The organism is Paenibacillus sp. PSB04, from assembly GCF_025809195.1.
GTDB classification, from domain to species: domain Bacteria; phylum Bacillota; class Bacilli; order Paenibacillales; family Paenibacillaceae; genus Paenibacillus_AQ; species Paenibacillus_AQ favisporus.
This window is the reverse complement of sequence record NZ_CP081301.1, coordinates 3,417,344-3,433,702: the sequence shown is the minus strand read 5'-3', so window position 1 is coordinate 3,433,702 and position 16,359 is coordinate 3,417,344. Positions and strand designations below refer to the sequence as shown.

The 16,359-nt window shown below is 55.7% G+C and carries 16 protein-coding genes; 2 read left to right on the top strand and 14 right to left on the bottom strand.

The genetic code is table 11. From position 1 onward, the window contains the following. Nucleotides 1-47: 47 nt before the first annotated feature. Complete coding sequence (locus K2F33_RS15840) at nucleotides 48-1,190, bottom strand: cysteine desulfurase family protein (RefSeq protein WP_076169639.1); 1,143 nt, start codon at nucleotides 1,188-1,190, stop codon at nucleotides 48-50. Nucleotides 1,191-1,358: 168 nt separating this feature from the next. Here K2F33_RS15840 and K2F33_RS15835 point away from each other — a divergent pair, with 168 nt between their 5' ends. Next, a complete protein-coding gene (locus K2F33_RS15835) occupies nucleotides 1,359-1,694 on the top strand; it encodes a hypothetical protein (protein ID WP_076169638.1) in 336 nt (111 codons plus the stop codon). 163 nt (nucleotides 1,695-1,857) lie between these two features. Here the strand turns inward: K2F33_RS15835 and cymR are convergent, their stop codons facing one another. After that, the gene (gene cymR, locus K2F33_RS15830) at nucleotides 1,858-2,277 is read right to left on the bottom strand and encodes a cysteine metabolism transcriptional regulator CymR (protein ID WP_076169637.1); all 420 of its coding nucleotides are present in this window, start codon (nucleotides 2,275-2,277) and stop codon (nucleotides 1,858-1,860) included. Nucleotides 2,278-2,681: 404 nt separating this feature from the next. Here cymR and mnmA point away from each other — a divergent pair, with 404 nt between their 5' ends. Beyond that, the gene (mnmA, locus tag K2F33_RS15825) at nucleotides 2,682-3,806 is read left to right on the top strand and encodes a tRNA 2-thiouridine(34) synthase MnmA (RefSeq protein WP_412973989.1); all 1,125 of its coding nucleotides are present in this window, start codon (nucleotides 2,682-2,684) and stop codon (nucleotides 3,804-3,806) included. 156 nt (nucleotides 3,807-3,962) lie between these two features. Here the strand turns inward: mnmA and K2F33_RS15820 are convergent, their stop codons facing one another. From K2F33_RS15820 to K2F33_RS15765, 12 genes are all read right to left on the bottom strand, one after another. Beyond that, entirely contained in the window at nucleotides 3,963-5,267 is a 1,305-nt protein-coding gene (locus K2F33_RS15820; RefSeq protein WP_263882169.1) for a replication-associated recombination protein A, read from the bottom strand. 122 nt (nucleotides 5,268-5,389) lie between these two features. Then, entirely contained in the window at nucleotides 5,390-5,953 is a 564-nt protein-coding gene (locus K2F33_RS15815; RefSeq protein WP_212967661.1) for a GNAT family N-acetyltransferase, read from the bottom strand. Nucleotides 5,954-6,093: 140 nt separating this feature from the next. Further along, nucleotides 6,094-6,417 carry a DUF6092 family protein gene (locus K2F33_RS15810; RefSeq protein WP_212967660.1) on the bottom strand — a complete coding sequence of 108 codons (324 nt, stop codon included), beginning with the start codon at nucleotides 6,415-6,417 and terminating at the stop codon, nucleotides 6,094-6,096. Further along, on the bottom strand, nucleotides 6,398-6,919 hold the full coding sequence (locus K2F33_RS15805) for a nitroreductase family protein (RefSeq protein ID WP_263882168.1): 522 nt from the start codon (nucleotides 6,917-6,919) through the stop codon (nucleotides 6,398-6,400). Before K2F33_RS15805 ends, K2F33_RS15810 begins: the two co-directional genes overlap by 20 nt. Nucleotides 6,920-6,938: 19 nt before the next feature. After that, entirely contained in the window at nucleotides 6,939-7,799 is an 861-nt protein-coding gene (locus tag K2F33_RS15800; protein WP_263882167.1) for an NADPH-dependent oxidoreductase, read from the bottom strand. 46 nt (nucleotides 7,800-7,845) lie between these two features. Then, nucleotides 7,846-8,796 (bottom strand): aminopeptidase, encoded by a 951-nt coding sequence (locus K2F33_RS15795; RefSeq protein WP_263882166.1) that lies wholly within the window; start codon nucleotides 8,794-8,796, stop codon nucleotides 7,846-7,848. Between the two features lie 44 nt (nucleotides 8,797-8,840). Further along, complete coding sequence (locus K2F33_RS15790; RefSeq protein WP_263882165.1) at nucleotides 8,841-9,512, bottom strand: AroM family protein; 672 nt, start codon at nucleotides 9,510-9,512, stop codon at nucleotides 8,841-8,843. 163 nt (nucleotides 9,513-9,675) lie between these two features. Further along, nucleotides 9,676-10,611, bottom strand: a complete 936-nt coding sequence (locus K2F33_RS15785) for a DUF1177 domain-containing protein (protein ID WP_076169629.1) — start codon at nucleotides 10,609-10,611, stop codon at nucleotides 9,676-9,678. A gap of 72 nt (nucleotides 10,612-10,683) precedes the next feature. Further along, the gene (locus tag K2F33_RS15780) at nucleotides 10,684-11,742 is read right to left on the bottom strand and encodes an S-methyl thiohydantoin desulfurase family protein (RefSeq protein WP_076169628.1); all 1,059 of its coding nucleotides are present in this window, start codon (nucleotides 11,740-11,742) and stop codon (nucleotides 10,684-10,686) included. 12 nt (nucleotides 11,743-11,754) lie between these two features. Beyond that, nucleotides 11,755-13,365, bottom strand: a complete 1,611-nt coding sequence (locus K2F33_RS15775) for an OPT/YSL family transporter (RefSeq protein ID WP_263882164.1) — start codon at nucleotides 13,363-13,365, stop codon at nucleotides 11,755-11,757. Nucleotides 13,366-13,601: 236 nt separating this feature from the next. Further along, nucleotides 13,602-14,252: an aspartate/glutamate racemase family protein gene (locus K2F33_RS15770; protein WP_076169626.1), complete on the bottom strand. Its 651-nt coding sequence runs from the start codon at nucleotides 14,250-14,252 to the stop codon at nucleotides 13,602-13,604. A gap of 149 nt (nucleotides 14,253-14,401) precedes the next feature. Beyond that, on the bottom strand, nucleotides 14,402-15,940 hold the full coding sequence (locus tag K2F33_RS15765; RefSeq protein WP_263882163.1) for a PucR family transcriptional regulator: 1,539 nt from the start codon (nucleotides 15,938-15,940) through the stop codon (nucleotides 14,402-14,404). Nucleotides 15,941-16,359: the final 419 nt, after the last annotated feature.

Below are 16,359 nucleotides of genomic sequence, written 5' to 3'. Positions count from 1 at the left end.
GGAGCACTCATCCCTCCCTCTCCATCCATGGAGAATCCCTACCTTTCTTACGTAAGACGACGCAGAATGGTTTCAATTTTTTGGGCTGTGTACTCCATATCTTCAGTAGTATTACCCAAACCAAAGCTGAATCGAATCGCCGAACGCAAAACATTTTGAGGCAGCTGCATGGCCTCCAGCACATGGGACAGCTCCAGCGAGCCTGAAGTGCATGCCGAACCGCTGGCCGCGGCGATGCCCTCCATGTCGAGGTTCATCAGAAGCGTCTCCGTATCTGTCTGCGGGAAGCTGATGTTCACGATGTGGGGAAGGCATTCCTCTTGGTGGCCGTTGATTACAAAAGCGTCCCTGCCGATCTTCTGCTCCAGCGTGCTGATCAAGGCCTGGCGCAAACGAAGATCATGCTCTCTTCGCTGCTCCATCTGGCGGGAAGCAATCTCCACGGCTTTGCCGAAGCCGGCGATTCCGGCCATGTTTTCCGTTCCGGCGCGCCGCTTTTTCTCTTGGAGTCCGCCGTGAAGGCGCGGTGCGATGACCAGTCCTTTGCGGACGTACAGCGCACCTACACCTTGAGGTCCGTTGATTTTGTGCGCGGAAAAGCTCATCATGTCGACCGGAAGCTCATGGCAGTTGATGGGCAGCGCTCCAAGAGCCTGAACGGCGTCCACATGAAAAAGAATGTCTCTGCTTCGGGCGATTCTCCCGATTTCTTCAATCGGCTGAATCGTTCCTACCTCGTTGTTCGCATACATGATGCTGATCAGAATCGTATCCTCCGACAATGCCGCCTCCAGATCCTCGGGCCGAACCCGTCCGGTGTGGTCTACCGGCAGGTAAGTGACACGGAATCCTTCCTTTTCCAGCTCTTCGCAGGCGTGAAGCACAGCATGATGCTCGATGGACGACGTAATGATGTGGTTCCCCTTAGACCTGCGCATGGAAGCTGCGCCGAATAAAGCGAGGTTGTCGCTTTCCGTTCCCCCGGCGGTAAAGACGATCTCATCGGGCAGGCAGCCGAGAAACTTGGCGATCCGGTCCCTTGCCCCGCTGACGGTGCGCTTGGCCGCACGGCCGAATGCGTGAACGCTGGAGGCGTTACCGTATTGTCCGGTCATGACGCGCATCATTTCTTCCGCCACTTCCGGATGTACCGGAGTGGAGGCCGCATGGTCCAAATAGATTGATTTCATGATTACACCACCTTGGTCTTGTGTAGTATTTCGCTTATGATGTCCAGTGAAATTGTTGTATTCAAGTCAGGAATTTGGAGCCTGTTCATACAGGGTTTGGCTCGGATAGAACGGTTTCCGGGTAGTCATAATATGTCGGTAATCCAATCCCGATATGGAGGTCATGACATGAACCCGTATTCCCAATCCCAGCAAATCAACCAAATCATTCATCAGCTGACGCAGCAAACCCAACAAGCTTCTATGGCTTACCAGCAAATGCTGAAGCAGGAGCAGCAAAATGCGATGCAGCTGGAGCAGCTCGCTCAGCGTGAGCAGCAAACGTCGCAAATGATTCAATCCGCCCTTCAAGGCCACCAGCGCGCCATTCAACAGCTGCAGCAAATCTCCAGCCTGGCCCAGCAAATGGTGAGCTCCGTTTCCCAGCCGGTATCGGGATATATGGAAACGCAGCAGCCGCAAGGCTTCCAAACGGGGTTTAACAACCAGTTCCGTCAACAGTAACAACCGGAAACAGACTCGCCGAAGCGGGTCTGTTTTTAATTTGGAAAACATTTACTTACAAAACTTTGGAAGTTGACTATCCTTATAGAAGGTACACCCGGAAGGTACGCCGTTTGCAAAGCCGAATGCCACTCGCAAGGGGCGAGTGGCTGCAGCTTGTAGTCTAGATGTAGAACATATAGTTCTCGGACGTCTCTTTCTCCTGGTAGGAGATCAGGTCGGCAAGCGTCGTCGAATCCAGCACGTTGGCAATTCCGTCACGGATCCGCAGCCAAAGATTACGTTTGGCCGGATCATCCTCTTCTGTAAAATCGACCGGCGAAATCGGCCCCTCGAGCACGCGAATGACATCACCGGCTGTAATCTCGGAAGCTTCACGCGATAAGATGTAACCGCCGTAAGCGCCGCGGATGCTCTTAACGAGTCCGGCGTTCCGGAGCGGAGCGATCAGCTGCTCCAGATAGTGCTCGGAAAGTTGGTTTTTCTCGGCAATGCTCTTCAGGGATGTCGGCCCTTCGCCGTATTTGGCGGCAAGCTCCATCATGATTGTCAAGCCGTAACGGCCTTTTGTCGATATTTTCAAAGGTGGCACCTCTCTCAAGTAAAATTCATGGTATCTATATAGAATGAACTCAAAAACTTCATGTTGATGGGCTTGGATAAGCCTATTACAACAGGGGGTTCAAATTTCGAAACTTGAGTTGCATCTATCTAGCTCTTACTCATGTATCGTTATCAATGGTTTTGGTTCAGCATGTCGGTGAGTTAATCCAAGAGAATACAGCTTATGTAAGCTTTTCCATATCTGCGTATTCCGATCATTTCCCTAGCCTATGTTAACATATCCGGCTCCGTTTTGGTTTAAAAAACAATGACAAAACAAAGAAATGTTCGCGACCGGTGGACAACCTATGTGGTGTGATCTGTGGACAAATGTGTTAAAATAGAGGCTATGGGCACAATCTCATATGAAAATGGTGATGACTTTTGTCTACAGATAATCAAAATATACGTGTCGTCGTCGGAATGTCCGGCGGTGTCGACTCATCCGTCACCGCGCTGCTTCTGAAGCAGCAGGGCTACGACGTCATCGGCATTTTTATGAAAAACTGGGATGACACCGATGAATTCGGCAACTGCACCGCGGAAGACGACGCCGAGGACGTCCGCCGCGTCTGCGAGCAGATCGGCATTCCTTATTACACGGTGAACTTCGAAAAGGAATATTACGATAAAGTATTTTCCTATTTTCTCGATGAATATAAGTTGGGCCGCACACCAAATCCCGATGTCATGTGCAACCGCGAGATTAAATTCGGCGAATTTCTGACGAAAGCGCTGAATCTGGGCGCCCAATATGTAGCCACCGGCCATTATGCCCGCGTTGTCGAGCAGGACGGCGTCTATACGCTGCTGCGCGGCGTGGACAGCAACAAGGATCAGACCTACTTCCTGAACGCGCTCAATCAGCAGCAGCTGTCGAAGGCGATGTTCCCGATCGGACATCTGCCTAAGCCGGAGGTCCGCCGAATTGCGGAGGAAGCCGGGCTCTACACCGCCAAGAAAAAGGACAGCACCGGGGTATGCTTTATCGGAGAACGCAATTTCAAAGAGTTCCTGAGCCAATACCTGCCTGCCCAATCCGGCCAAATGGTCGATATCGCCACCGGCGAAGTCAAAGGCCGCCATGACGGCCTCATGTACTACACGCTCGGACAGCGCCAAGGCCTTGGCATCGGCGGTTCCGGCTCGGGCGAACCATGGTTCGTCGCCGACAAGGATTTGGAGAAGAACATTTTGTACGTCGTGCAGGGGGATCAGCATCCCAGCCTGTACTCCACCGGACTCATCGCTTCAGGCGTGAACTGGATCGCTGGACAAGGGGCCGTGCCCAAAGAGCCCTTCCAATGTACCGCCAAGTTCCGCTACCGTCAGCCCGACCAGAAGGTTACACTGGACTGGCTGCCGGACGGCAGCGTCCACGTTGCGTTTGCCGAGAAGCAAAAGGCCATTACACCCGGCCAAGCCGTCGTGTTCTACCAGGACGATGTGTGCCTGGGCGGTGGAACGATCGACAAGGTGGAAAAAGTTCAATACGAAGCTGCCATCTAAACGCAAAGCATATGTGCAAACCGCCGGCTCTTTCGAGGGCCGGCGTTTTTTTTGCATGCCGTCCTTAAAGATTCTCCCCGCCAGCATTATTATCCTGCTGTCATTGCAAAACTAATCCCCAATCGAAGGATGTTCCCAGGCACCTGCAGTCTAAGACTAATCCTTCCGAAGCTGCTGGTTATGCCGGATTTTTGCCTCGTTGCCCTGCTCCGACGCTTCATAGAATACCCGGCCGGCGATTTCCTTCGGCAGGTAGTCCTGCTTCACATAATGGCCGGGATAATTATGCGGGTACTTGTACCCTTCATGGCCCAGCTTGACGGCGCCCTTATAGTGCGTATCCCGCAAGTGAAGCGGCACTTCCGCGGATTTGATCTCGTCCATGGCGGACATCGCATTCGAAATCGCCGTATAGACCCTGTTGGATTTCGGGCTCTCCACTGCAAACAGGATCGCCTGCGCAATGTTCAGCTTCGCCTCCGGCCAGCCGTTGTTCCGGTAAGCGTCCAGCGCGCTGACGGCCTGAACCATCGCCTGTGGGTTGGCCAGTCCGATATCCTCGCTGCTGGCGGCAATCAGCCGGCGGATGAACACCATCGGGTCCATGCCCAGCTTCTCCACCGCGTAGAGGAACCAGAACAGCGCGGCATCGCTTGAGCCGCGGATGCTCTTATGAAACGCCGAAAGCACGTCATACTGGGTCGACTCGTCCGCACGCACGATCGGCCGGCGGATGGACTCCTCCGCCACTTCGAGCGTGATATGGACGGATCCGTCCGCCTCAGGAGGCGTCGTCAATGCCGCCAATTCCAGCGCATTCAGCGCGCGCCGGATATCCCCGTTCGCCATCGTCGCAATATGATCGAGAGCTTCCTCATCGACCTTCAGCTTCATAAAGCCGAGCCCTTTGTCCGGATCCTGCAGCGCCCGCTTCATCGCCAGCATGGAATGCTCCTTAGTAAGCGGATGAAGCTGGAACAACGTCGAGCGGCTCATCAAGGCGCCGTTCACATAATGGAACGGGTTCTCCGTCGTCGCTCCGATAAAAATAATCGTCCCCTTCTCCACCGCAGGCAGCAGCGCGTCCTGGCGCGAGCTGTTAAAACGGTGCACCTCGTCCAGAAAGAGGATCGTTTTCGTTCCGTACATCGATTTATTGGTCTGGGCCTGGTCAATCACCTCGCGGACATCCTTGACGGAAGCGTCTACCGCGTTCAGCCGGACGAAGTCCGCCCGCGTATGCTGCGAAATAATATGGGCGAGCGTCGTCTTGCCGCATCCCGGAGGCCCGTACAGGAGGATGGAGGATACCTGGTCGGCTTCGATCGCCCTGCGAAGCAGCTTGCCTGGACCCACGATATGCTCCTGCCCGATATATTCATCCAGCGTGGTCGGCCGCATCCGGTCGGCCAAGAGCCGTGCGCCCGGATTCGCGTCCTGCTGGAAAGAGAATAAGTCCATTCGATTCACGTCCTTGAAAGTCTAAAATGCTTGTCCCTGCGGACCAAAGCTGTTCTTCTATCATACCATACCCGGCCGGGAGAGTTCATTCCCTTCTGTTTCCGGGCGAACAGGAGGTGCGCTCATGATTTGCTCGGACGGCGGTAGGCCTTTTCGTGAAAGCGCAGGATCGACTGAAACAGCTCCTCGCCGCCGTCATGCGATTCGACGGGATGCTCGGGATCAAGGCTGAGGTACATCGCCCGGTACGTTTCAGGCACCCAAATGTACGAATGCACGTAGGCCGTCGGCGTAAAACCGGCCTTTTTCCAAAAGGCGATTCTGCCGGCGTTTTCTTCCGACGGATCGGCTTCCGCTTCGATGACGATGCCTCTGAAGCCTCTTCTGCCGGCCCATTCACGCAAATCCCGTAGGCAGGCAAGTCCGGCCCCTTGTCCCCTTAAACTTCCCCGTACCGCAATATAATCGATGACCAGCAGGTTTTCCTTGGCATCCGTTCCCGTCAGGGCCATGGCCGCTGCGGTTTGGCCTTCGCTCCAGACGTGCAGTGCACACAGTCCCCTTTCAAACATGCGCATGATGATCGCTTTCGTTTTCCGCCCATGCTCCGGAAAAGCCTCCTCATAAATCGGCTCCGCCTGCTGCCACATCGCTTCGTCCCAATGTTCCGTCACCTGATGCTGCATCGTTCGCTGTTCTCCTTTTTTGTAGAAAATGGATGGTCATGCCTTTATTATAATGGCCCTCATGACGAAAAACACCGCAGAGCCGGCCAGCCGGACTGCGGTGTACTATTAACAACGGCTCTCGGCGTTGCGGCGAGCTGCTAAGTTTCGGGCTTCCCCTCAAGCGTCGCTTGGACCAGCACGTCGATCGCCCGGTCCAAGGCTTCGGCAAAGCCCTCAGGGTCCGTCATCGCCACCGGCCGGGATTCGCGGACAGCAGCCATGGCCTGCTCCACCGTCTCGTCCCGGATTCCGGCGGCTTGCAGCAGCTCCAGCCCCTTCTCCAGCGTATCCGCGAGCCGCATCGGGCCGTAGGACTGGGGCTCACGATAGAGGGCGCGGGCGCTGGTCAGCACATAGGCCGCAAAATCCAGCATTCGCTCCCGCATGTCCCCGGCCCCGAGGTTAGTTTCCGTAGCGTTCATATGAAATCATCTCCTTCGGCGGCTTGGACGTTTTCGGACGCGGCGGCTTGTCGGCGTAGCCGAGGCTGATCAGCAGCTCGGGCTTCACTTCCTCCGGCAAACCGGTAATGGCCGCAATGGACGGTGCGTGAAACGACCGGACCGGACAGCTGGACACACCGAGCGATTGAGCGGTGAGCATGATCGCGGAAGCGGCGACCCCCAAATTAATGAACCGCAGCGTGTCGGCACTGTCTGCTCCGCCCCGTGCCAGCGCCTCCTGATGATTGCTGCAGAGGACGACCACCGCTGCCGGCTGCCCCGACAGCCCCTGCGCAAACCGCTTGATATGCCGGATCCGCACCTCGTCCTGAACGATCACAAAATGCGATTCCTGCGCATTGCTTGCCGACGGGCTGTGAAGAATGGCTTCCTCGATCGCCTCCACGATATGCGGCTCAAGCTGCTGGTCGGTAAAAGAACGAGCGCTGCGCCTTGCCTTGATGGTTTCCAGTACATCCATGGTGTTATCCCCCTCTCGCCTAACGCAAGGAAAATCCTCTCCGCATCAAAACTTCCCGTAAATGCTCTCTTAAGCTTGACGATGCCGCGATCGTCTCCGGTCGCGTGCAGCGTCTGGCCGTGTGCTCACACCAGCCATAATCCGATCCTTCCTTCTCCGGTTCGCCGGCAATCGAGACCCGGCGGCCGTCATACGATCGGCGTGATATCATTAGCTCATCGTACGCATTCAGCCCTTTGTCCAATGCGGCGGCCGAATACCGTTCTTCATGAACCGTAACGCTCCGCGGCAGACGGGGCTTCACCCCTCTGCGCACCCCTTCACGCTCCCGACCGACCGCAAGGCCGACGACGGCAAACATCCCCTCGGGAAGGCCAAGCTCAAGCGCCAGCTCCTCCGGATGGTTGCGGACAGACCCGACCGGGACGGCGCCATAACCGAGCGCTTCGGCAGCGACCAGGGCATTCTGCATCGCCAGTGCGGCATCGACGGAAGACAGCAGGAACATTTCAAGCGTGTCCGCCTTAAAGTCGTAGCCCTGCCGCTGCGTTACATATTTCAGTCGATGAATGTCCGCGCAGAAAACCAGCATCACCGGCGCTTCCTGGATAAAGCCCTGGTGGCCGGACAGTGCCGAAATTCGCGATTTCCGGTCCGCGTCCCGGACAACGATGATGCTGTAAGCCTGCAGGTTGGAGGAAGTTGGCGCGCTTCTGGCGGACGTCAGGATCGCTTCGAGCGCGGCCGGCGGCACTTCCTCCGGCGTAAAGCCCCGGACGGACTCATGGCTGGTCAGAACCTGGATCGTCCCGTTCAGATGCGTTTCGTCCGGCACGCTTCCCTCCAGCTCGAAGCGGTTTCGTATCATGTTCCGTCCCATGTCTCTCCCCCTCAAGCAATCGCATTCCGCTAGAACGCTACAGCGTTCAGCCGTTCAATTCCCCATTGTTCATAATTTGACGGCCGTCCAGATACACATCCGGCTTGCCGACGACGCAATCGATATGCACGCCTGCGGCGACGATTCCGCCGAACGTGTTGTTGCTGCCGAAGGCCACGTGGATGGTGCCGTACACCTTCTCGTCTTCCAGCACGACGCCGGTGATCCGGGCCTTCTCGTTCGTGCCGATGCCGAACTCGCCAAGCAGCCGGCCGTCCCCATCGCCGAGCATCTGCAGCAGCTTCTCTCCCTCCGGTCCCCCTTCGGCCGCGGTCAGGCGTCCCTTTTCCACGGTCAGCACGATCGGGCCCGACAGCTTGCCGATGCCGGCAATGGAGCCGTCAACGACGATTTGACCTTCGGCCGTTCCTTCGACCGGAGCGATATAGGCTTCTCCCGAAGGCAGGTTTCCGGATTGTCCCGGCTCCAGGTACATGCCCGTGCTGGGCACCCCGTCCCGCCCCTGGATGGAAAACTCCAGCGAACGGCCGTCCTTCTCGATGCGCACCGTTTGGGCGCCTGTCAGCATATCCGTCACTTTTTCTGTCAACGCTTTGACCTGCGTATAATCGGCGGCAATAGCTCCTTCCAGGAACATGTCCTCGGTGATGCCCGGCATGGTAGCCAGACGCGCTCCGGCGGCTACCGCCTGCTTGCGGGCCTGCGTATGCGTCAGCGAGTGCTTCGTAATGCACACCACGACCTGCGCTTTGGTCATTGCGGCCGCAATCGCCTCAGGCGGCTCCTCCCCCGACTTCGCACGTTCTGTCATGACAGCCAGCATCGACTCGGCTCCGAGACGCTTTCCGGCTTCATGCAGCGCTTCGGCAAGCTCCTTCCGGCTCTCATCGGTAACGACCAGAAAAGTCTCTCCGGATTTCAAGCCAAGGCAATCGGCCAACGTGTTCATACTGATTTCAACGATCTTTTCATTCATTGCGAAACAGCTTCCTTCCTTATAAAAAATAGGGTTCGACCGGCTCAAATCATTTCCGATACGATTTTAGCCATAATAGCATTCGACAGAATGACCGGCAAGCCGGAGGCTTCGGCCACGATACGGCGCGCTTCCTCGGTGTATCCCATACAGTCCAACAGAATCAGATCCGTCTGGCCCTTCAGCGCGCGTGCGGCTGCTTCGAAATTCCCTTCCTCAACAATGTACGGCGAAGCAACGGCAAACACCGGATGCAGTCCATGAAGCTCAAACTTTGAGTTCATGCTGTCCTTCTGCTCCTCCAGCGGAACGATGACGCCCAAACGTCTTGGGCCGACCATCGCTTTCACCGCCGGGGGAATGATATGATCCGGCTCGATCAAATAGGAAGATTGGGTGGCGAGTCCCGGAAATACGCCTGTGCACAGCAGCAAAATCTGCCGGATGCCCTGCTCTTCCATGTCATAAATTTTCTGCTGAAGGAGCGGCTGCATCTTGCTTCTTCCCATGACGACCGACTGCCCTGTCGTTAACCGCGAGGTGAGCGTATGGTCGCCTTCCTCCGGCTTCAGCTTTGCGTCGATTTCCTCCTTGGTCATTCCGTCCAGCACGCCGGCCTGAACGATATCCACCCGGCTTGGCAGATGCTCCTCCAGAATCGGCGTAACGTCCTTCCGCGGCGCCTGCCCGATCGTAATTACTCCCAGTTTCGTCATACCGCTGATCCTCCTTCACCATGATCGATATCGAATGAAGCTTCCCCACTACACATTGTTCGTATCCCCTGGTTACATCATGATTGAATCGTACCCAAACGGGGATCTCCCTGCTGAAAAAGGGAAGACAGCCGTATGGCCTCTTCCCTCTTCCGTGGCTGTCTCAGGCATTCCCCGCCGTCTGCAGCACCTTCATCGAACCGTACAGCTTGACGATCCGGTCATATTCATCCGGATTATAAAACGCGCAGGTTCCGTTCGTGACCTCTTTGGCGACTTCCACCGCAAAGCGGACCGCGGCGGCGATGTCGATCTCGTGGCTCGCCCCCGTGCCGCATCCCGGCACGACCGACTGGGCCGTTACGGCTACCCCGACGACCGGTGCCGAAGTGGCCACGGCAGGCTGCAGGATCGAGTTGATGTGGTACAAGTCGTTGCCGTAAGGTGTAATGTCCTGCATCGTGATCGGGAACGTCACCGGCAGCAGTCCCGTCGTCATTTCCATAATGCGCAGCAGGTCCTCGCTCACCCGCAAAATGTAACCTTCCTTGACGGTCGGCGAAATGGCGAAGCCTTTATGGTTGATGACCCGGTTGCCCTTCGTCGTGTCGATCGAGAGGACCGCGTCCATTTCCGGCAGCACCTCGTGGGCGTTCATCGCACCGATATCGACCGGCGAATCCATAAAATCTACCGGCTCATGCGGACGGGTCGGGGCGTCCGGACAAATATGCGTCGTCACGATGACGTCGCCTTTGAGGCGGTCTCCCTTGACCTGCATATCCGCAAGCTTAAGCGCGGAAGCAACCGCCGCTACTGCCCCGTCAGCGTCGGAGACGAGTCCGATCCGGCTTGGACGGGCGCCAATGCCGCCAAGGCGTCCAACGATGCCGAGGGTCGGAACCGAACCGCCCTTGGACTTGCCCTCGGTGCCCGGAATGACGATTTTAATAAAATCGGTGCTTCCCTTTTCGCCGGTTACTGTTTGCACTTCGACGGAAATCTCCGCATAGTCGGCGAACAGCGCTTTGACCTTCTCTCCCGTTACATAGCCATCATCCATCGCATCCAGCGAAATCATCGTTTGCTTGAGTGTCATATGACCGATACCTCCATCTTCTGTCTGTTGTGCGGGTGTTCTCTCTGTAACTTTCGAACCATCCGTAACGATTTAGAACAAATAATCCAGAACCGGCTTCTTGATAATGTCTTCCACCGGCAGCATCAGCTTCTTGTTGCGCATCGTGGTGCTGAGGAGCAGCTTCTCCTTCGGCACGACGATCACGGCGAGCTGCTGCCCCTTCTCCAAAGCGGCGGTCACGACCGGTCTGGCCGTTTTGGCGTCCAGGGTCATGATCAGGTCCGGGAATGTCGCGAAGCGTTCCCCGTCCTTTTCCAGCGTCATGTATTCATTCCAGAACGTCATTTCGAACCCGTCGATCTGCACGGTCCCGACATCGAATCCGCCGGTCGTCTCGATCTGAAAATCCGTCACCTCTCCGGCCGCCACGATCCGGCCGCCGAGCTTGGCCACAACTGCTTCGATAGCTGCTTCGCCTTTGGCGCCGAGCAGCGCCCGGCCGACTTCGATCGCCTGCGAGATGGCTCCCGGAGCGCCGTTTTGCTTCGCATAAGCTGCGGTCACCGGATTTCTCGCCACTGCGACCAGGCCGCCCGCTTCAACCGACGCCTTGCGGATCATCGACGCCGCTTTGCCAAGGGAACCGGAGACGCTGAACTCCAGATAGTTGTCACCTTTACCGCCGATGGCCGTTTGGTGGGACACGTAATCTTCAACCTCCGTCAGATTCAGGGCACCCATCGTGCCTGTCGGATGCGCTCTGCCGTTGCAGGCGAAGTCGACCAGCGGAATTCCGGTAATGACCGACTGCAGCCATCCGTTGACCGTTGTGCCAGCCCCGTTCTCGTTGGTGTGAATGGCCGAGATCGGCTTGCCGAGCAAGCCGGTCAGCATGTCCAGCGCTTTGGAGTAGTGAATGGGCTTCAGGTACTTATCCTTTGCCCCCGGTGCACCGACCAGCGATACGGTCACGAGCGTGTCGTTATCCGCGAATTCGTCGATGGTGCGCAGCTCCGGCTGCCCCAGCTCAAGCGCGAGCCGGCCGATCTGAAGGCCTTCCTCGATCCAGCCGCCACCGCCGCCGCCCAATACTGCGCCGCCATAAACGGCGCTCTCCATCATGCTTTCATCCAAAGGTATACGTGCCATTGGTGTATGCACCTACTTTCTGATTTTGAATATCGAGTTAAAGAAGCTGTACAGCGCGTCTCCTGCGATAAAACCGGCCGCCAGGATACTCATTGGCGTTTCGGCTTCCTTCCCCTTCACTTTCAGGACAACGATCCGGATCAAGAGACCCGCAAGAACCGCCCAGCAGGCGTTCGGTGTCGCAATGAGGAGGCCTGTCGCGAACATGACGCCGATCTGGCGCTTGGCGCCGCCGATGAGCTGCAGAATGGCGCCAGGAATGGCCCACAGCAGCAGCTTCATTGCCACGTCGCCCGAGGTTCCCGCTTGAATCGTCGATACGTAAACCGTATCGATCGGCGGAACGAGCTTTTGCGAGAAGTAGGAGTTATACGTCAGGGCAACAACGATAACGGCTACGCCGAAGGCGATCATGCCTGTCATGTACTGCTGCTTTCTGCCCCGCTTTTCAAATTCGGGGTCTTCCCCGTTGCCGCGCAGAATGTAGCCTGTCTTCAGGTCGTATCCCATGTCCGCAAACGCCGGGCCGGTAGCGGCACTGAATCCGGCCAAAAGGGCCAGCGCCACCGGTGGAAAGCCGATCAGCATACCGAACAAAAGCGTAATGAACGCGACGGCAAACGCCGGGAACCAGCCGGAATGCATCGCCGCGATGCCGACGATAATTTCGTGCACAAACGCGGCAAAGGCCGCAAAGAACAGGAAGCCGATCAGCATGCCGAGCGACATCTTCGTCATCAGGCCGCCGATGATGGCGATAATAAGTGCGATGATCAGGTAAGCGACAAAACCCAGTCCCAGGGAGCGTCTCGCTTCACCCTCCGTACGGGTATACTTCGAATCGTCAACTTCCCGTTCCGATTTTTTCGGCCGTTTGAAAATCAGAATCGCGGCTTGAACGAGGGCGACGATCCCTGCGCCGATCATGACGCCATGGGCGATATAGAGAGCCTCCACGTTAATGTTGAACCACGGAATGGAATACTGCCGGATCAGAAGGCCGATGCCGAACATGCTGAGCGCCCAGATGTTGCCGATAAAGGCGACGCCGAAGGCCGACATCGAAATGTGGAAATAGGAACCGATGAGTCCGAGTACCGTACCGACGCCGAGCAGTCCGGCGCGCTTGCCGCCCTTATCGCCGGCTATGATCGATTCGGCTGTCGCTACGCCCGGAGCCCATGTCCCTGACGCGGGGAACAACTTCGAGTCGAACAGCTTGTACAGCAGCGCCGCATCCACGAACATGGCCATCGCTGCGCCGATCAGCATCGGAACGATCAGCTTCGTCTCTCCCATCACGAACGGAATGCCGATCGGAATAAACAAACTGTTGGCCGCCCCGAACGTGGCCGAGGATATCGAAGTCTGCACCATATTTTGCCGGTGTACCGACTTGTATTTCTTAAAGACCGCAATCGGAATCCTCGCGATCAGCATCGCCACGAGCGCTCCGATAATAGCCGTATTCGGCGTAACACCAAGCGTGGTAACGATTTGTATCCCGACGATGGCACCCAGGATGGCGGTAACGATGTTGAGTATCAAGCCAAAGGGCTCAAAAATGCTGGGGTGCTTCTCTTTGCCGCCTGCTTGTTCTGCTTCGTGTTTTACTTCGCTCATGATAACGCCTCCAATATATATGAATTTCACTTGGCACTTTAACATTCATTTCTATAGTTCAATCTATATTGCAGGCCGCATTTGAAGGATATGTTTTATGCCACGCCACAAGCGGTGTTGCTGGGCCCGGATGCCCACTCAGAGGTTAAGGAAAAGTATCTTCTTCCCAATCCTTATGAGAAGGGAGATTCCACCGCCTCGCATCAAGGTAATACAGTACTGGCAAATTCGAGCGATCAGGAAGCGGAAATAATCTGCTTATAATAGTTGGCGGCCATCAAGCCTTCCGCTTCGACGATATCAACGACGGGAACCTGCAGCTCTTTCCGGATCACATCGGCAAAATGAATAGTAGAGAAACCGGTGCAAGCGAATACAATCGCTTTTGCTCCCTTCTCCACCAGGGACCGTGCTCCTTCCAGCGCTTTCTGCCGTCCCGCTTCCGTCATCAGATCCGTCGTATTGGTCACGCCTTCAGGCCGGGAGTATCCTACGATCAGCTCATCCAGCAGTACTTTCATGACCGGCGGAATCCCTTCGGTGATCCCCATTAATCCGACGGGCTCGCCGAGCGAGAGAGCGACCAAAGCAGCCGAGCTTCCGGCCCCGATGACGGGGATCGACACACGGCTGCGCAATTCCCGGACACCCGGATCGGCGGCGCAGCTGACAATCAGCAGGCGGCAGCCTTCCTGCTCCATCTGGATGCCAAGCTCTACGATTTTCGGAAGGGCTGCTTCCTCCGACGCATCATCGTAAATGCCCAGCGGTTGATCAGGTATGCTTCTGCTCATGACAGGGACTTCAAATTGCTCTTGAATCATGTTTCCGTGCGCTTGCAGCACTTCATTATCTTTCGCCGTAAATACACGAATTAATCCTATCAAGTCGATCACCCCTTCGTTCCTTTAAACTATTGATGTTAAAATATATTACATTAGATTTTATGCCTTTCACCCCGATGGAACAATGTACTCATCCACCAAAACTGAAAGCGACCCTTTGTGCTCATGGCACAAAGGGTCGCTTTGATCCGCTAATGATTTAATAAATAAAATGTCGTACATAAGTACAATTCGAAACGGCACCTTGGATTGTTCAAATCTAGGCCGATAATCGATTTAATCCGGTCCATCCGGTAATTTACCGAATTGCGGTGAATAAACATCCGCAACGACGTTTCGTTCAGGCTGCCGCCTGTCGCCATATAATGATATAGCGTCCTGACGTAATTTGTGCCGTGGGTCCTGTCATGTTCAGCGAGCACGCCTACCTTTTCCTCAACGAACCGGTTCAGGCGGGCAGGGTCGGTCGATTCCTGCAGCAGGTGGATCATCTCCACTTCCGTGTAGGTGAACATCCGGCGCTCCTGGTTCAGCCGGTATCCGATTGACACCGCCGTTCGGGCTTCGCCATAGCTTCGGTGTGCCTCGACCAGGGAGCCCGGACGGCCGATGCCCATCCGCACTCCTTCCCAAGAGCTCAGCTGCCCGGAAAGGGCATCGCACCATGGAAGCGTCACATCCTTGTCCACGATCCGGCGGTCCTGTCCCGCAGGCTTGGCGGAGGGCAGAAACAGCACGATCCTTCCCCCATGGATTTGGAGCTGGGACCGGACTTTCCGCGAGGCAGACTCCTTACGTATGAACGCCTGAATATTCGTGACGACCGTACTGTCCTCATTGTAAAAAGGCTCGTCCGCCTCGACGACAGCCACTTCCCACAGCCACTCGGGCGAAAGACCGAGCTGCCGGCCCCTGGAGGCCGTCACCCGCTCATCGGACACCGTGTTCAAAATCAGCTCCTCGAAAAACGTGCCCCTCAGCCGGTTTTCCGTGTCCTTGGCGATTTTGTTCCTCATCAGCTCAAGCGAGAAAACGAGCCTTGCCTGCTCAATCAGCATGAGATCCAGCTCATTCAGCTCCCGCTTCTCCACCACGAATTTACCCAGCATTTTGTTGTCGACGCTAACCTCCCACTGGTGATGCTTCCCCGAAGACCGGTAAGGGTACCCTTCCGGCGACGACGCCAGCACCTCTCCGGCCTTACCGATAATCCATATCGGCGAATCAATCAACTCCGAGACGTTGTCAGCGACGACTTGAATGCCTTTATTGTTCAATACCAGCCGGGTCAGCGCCTTATTGACCTCTTCGGCCCGCCTCAGCAGCACAGCCTGTCGGTTTAAAATTTGATCCATAACATGATATGTTATGTCAATGTAAGCCATCCCGATAGGAAGCTGAATGATCGGAATATCGTATTGGTTGCTTTTATCGATCATTTCCTGCGGGATATGGGGAATAAAGCGTTCCGGCTTAATGGCCACCCCCGCCCCGTTCACTTTGGCGAGCTGTTCGATCATTTCGACCAGCAGCGACGGGTCGTTCCGGGTCGAATAGCCTGTCGTCAGCACCATCTCGCCTTCCCGCAGCCAATTTCCGATATCGGGAACCTCCCAAATATCTATATATTGTACGATACGGTCAAGACCGCGTTCCCCGCTGATCAACTGCGCATGCTCCATCACCGGCAGCTTCAGCATCTCCCTGACCGTCAAACCTTTCGGACTCATTGCATCACCTCGCGGTTCACGGATATCTGGGTGCAGCATGTCCTTTTGCTTTCGTAACCGCTTGAATATGCCCCCTCTTCATTGTACCTTACTGCTTAGCCCCGATGCTATTGCTTTGTAACCGCAGCCAAAAGAAGGAAGGAGGCGGACTTCCGTGCATAAGAAAAACGTCTATCGACGTACTTCCAAAGAAGACAGACCGCGTTTAGCTGAAGTTTTTCTTGCGATTATAGAATGGTTCAGCTTCGCTGAAATTTATAAAATTCTATAATCTTAAGAAAAACGTCTATCGACGTACTTCCAAAGAAAACAGACCGCGTTTAGCTGAAGTTTTTCTTGCGATTATAGAATGGTTCAGCTTCGCTGAATTTTATAAATTCTATAATCTTAAGAAAAACGTCTATCGACGTACTTCCAAA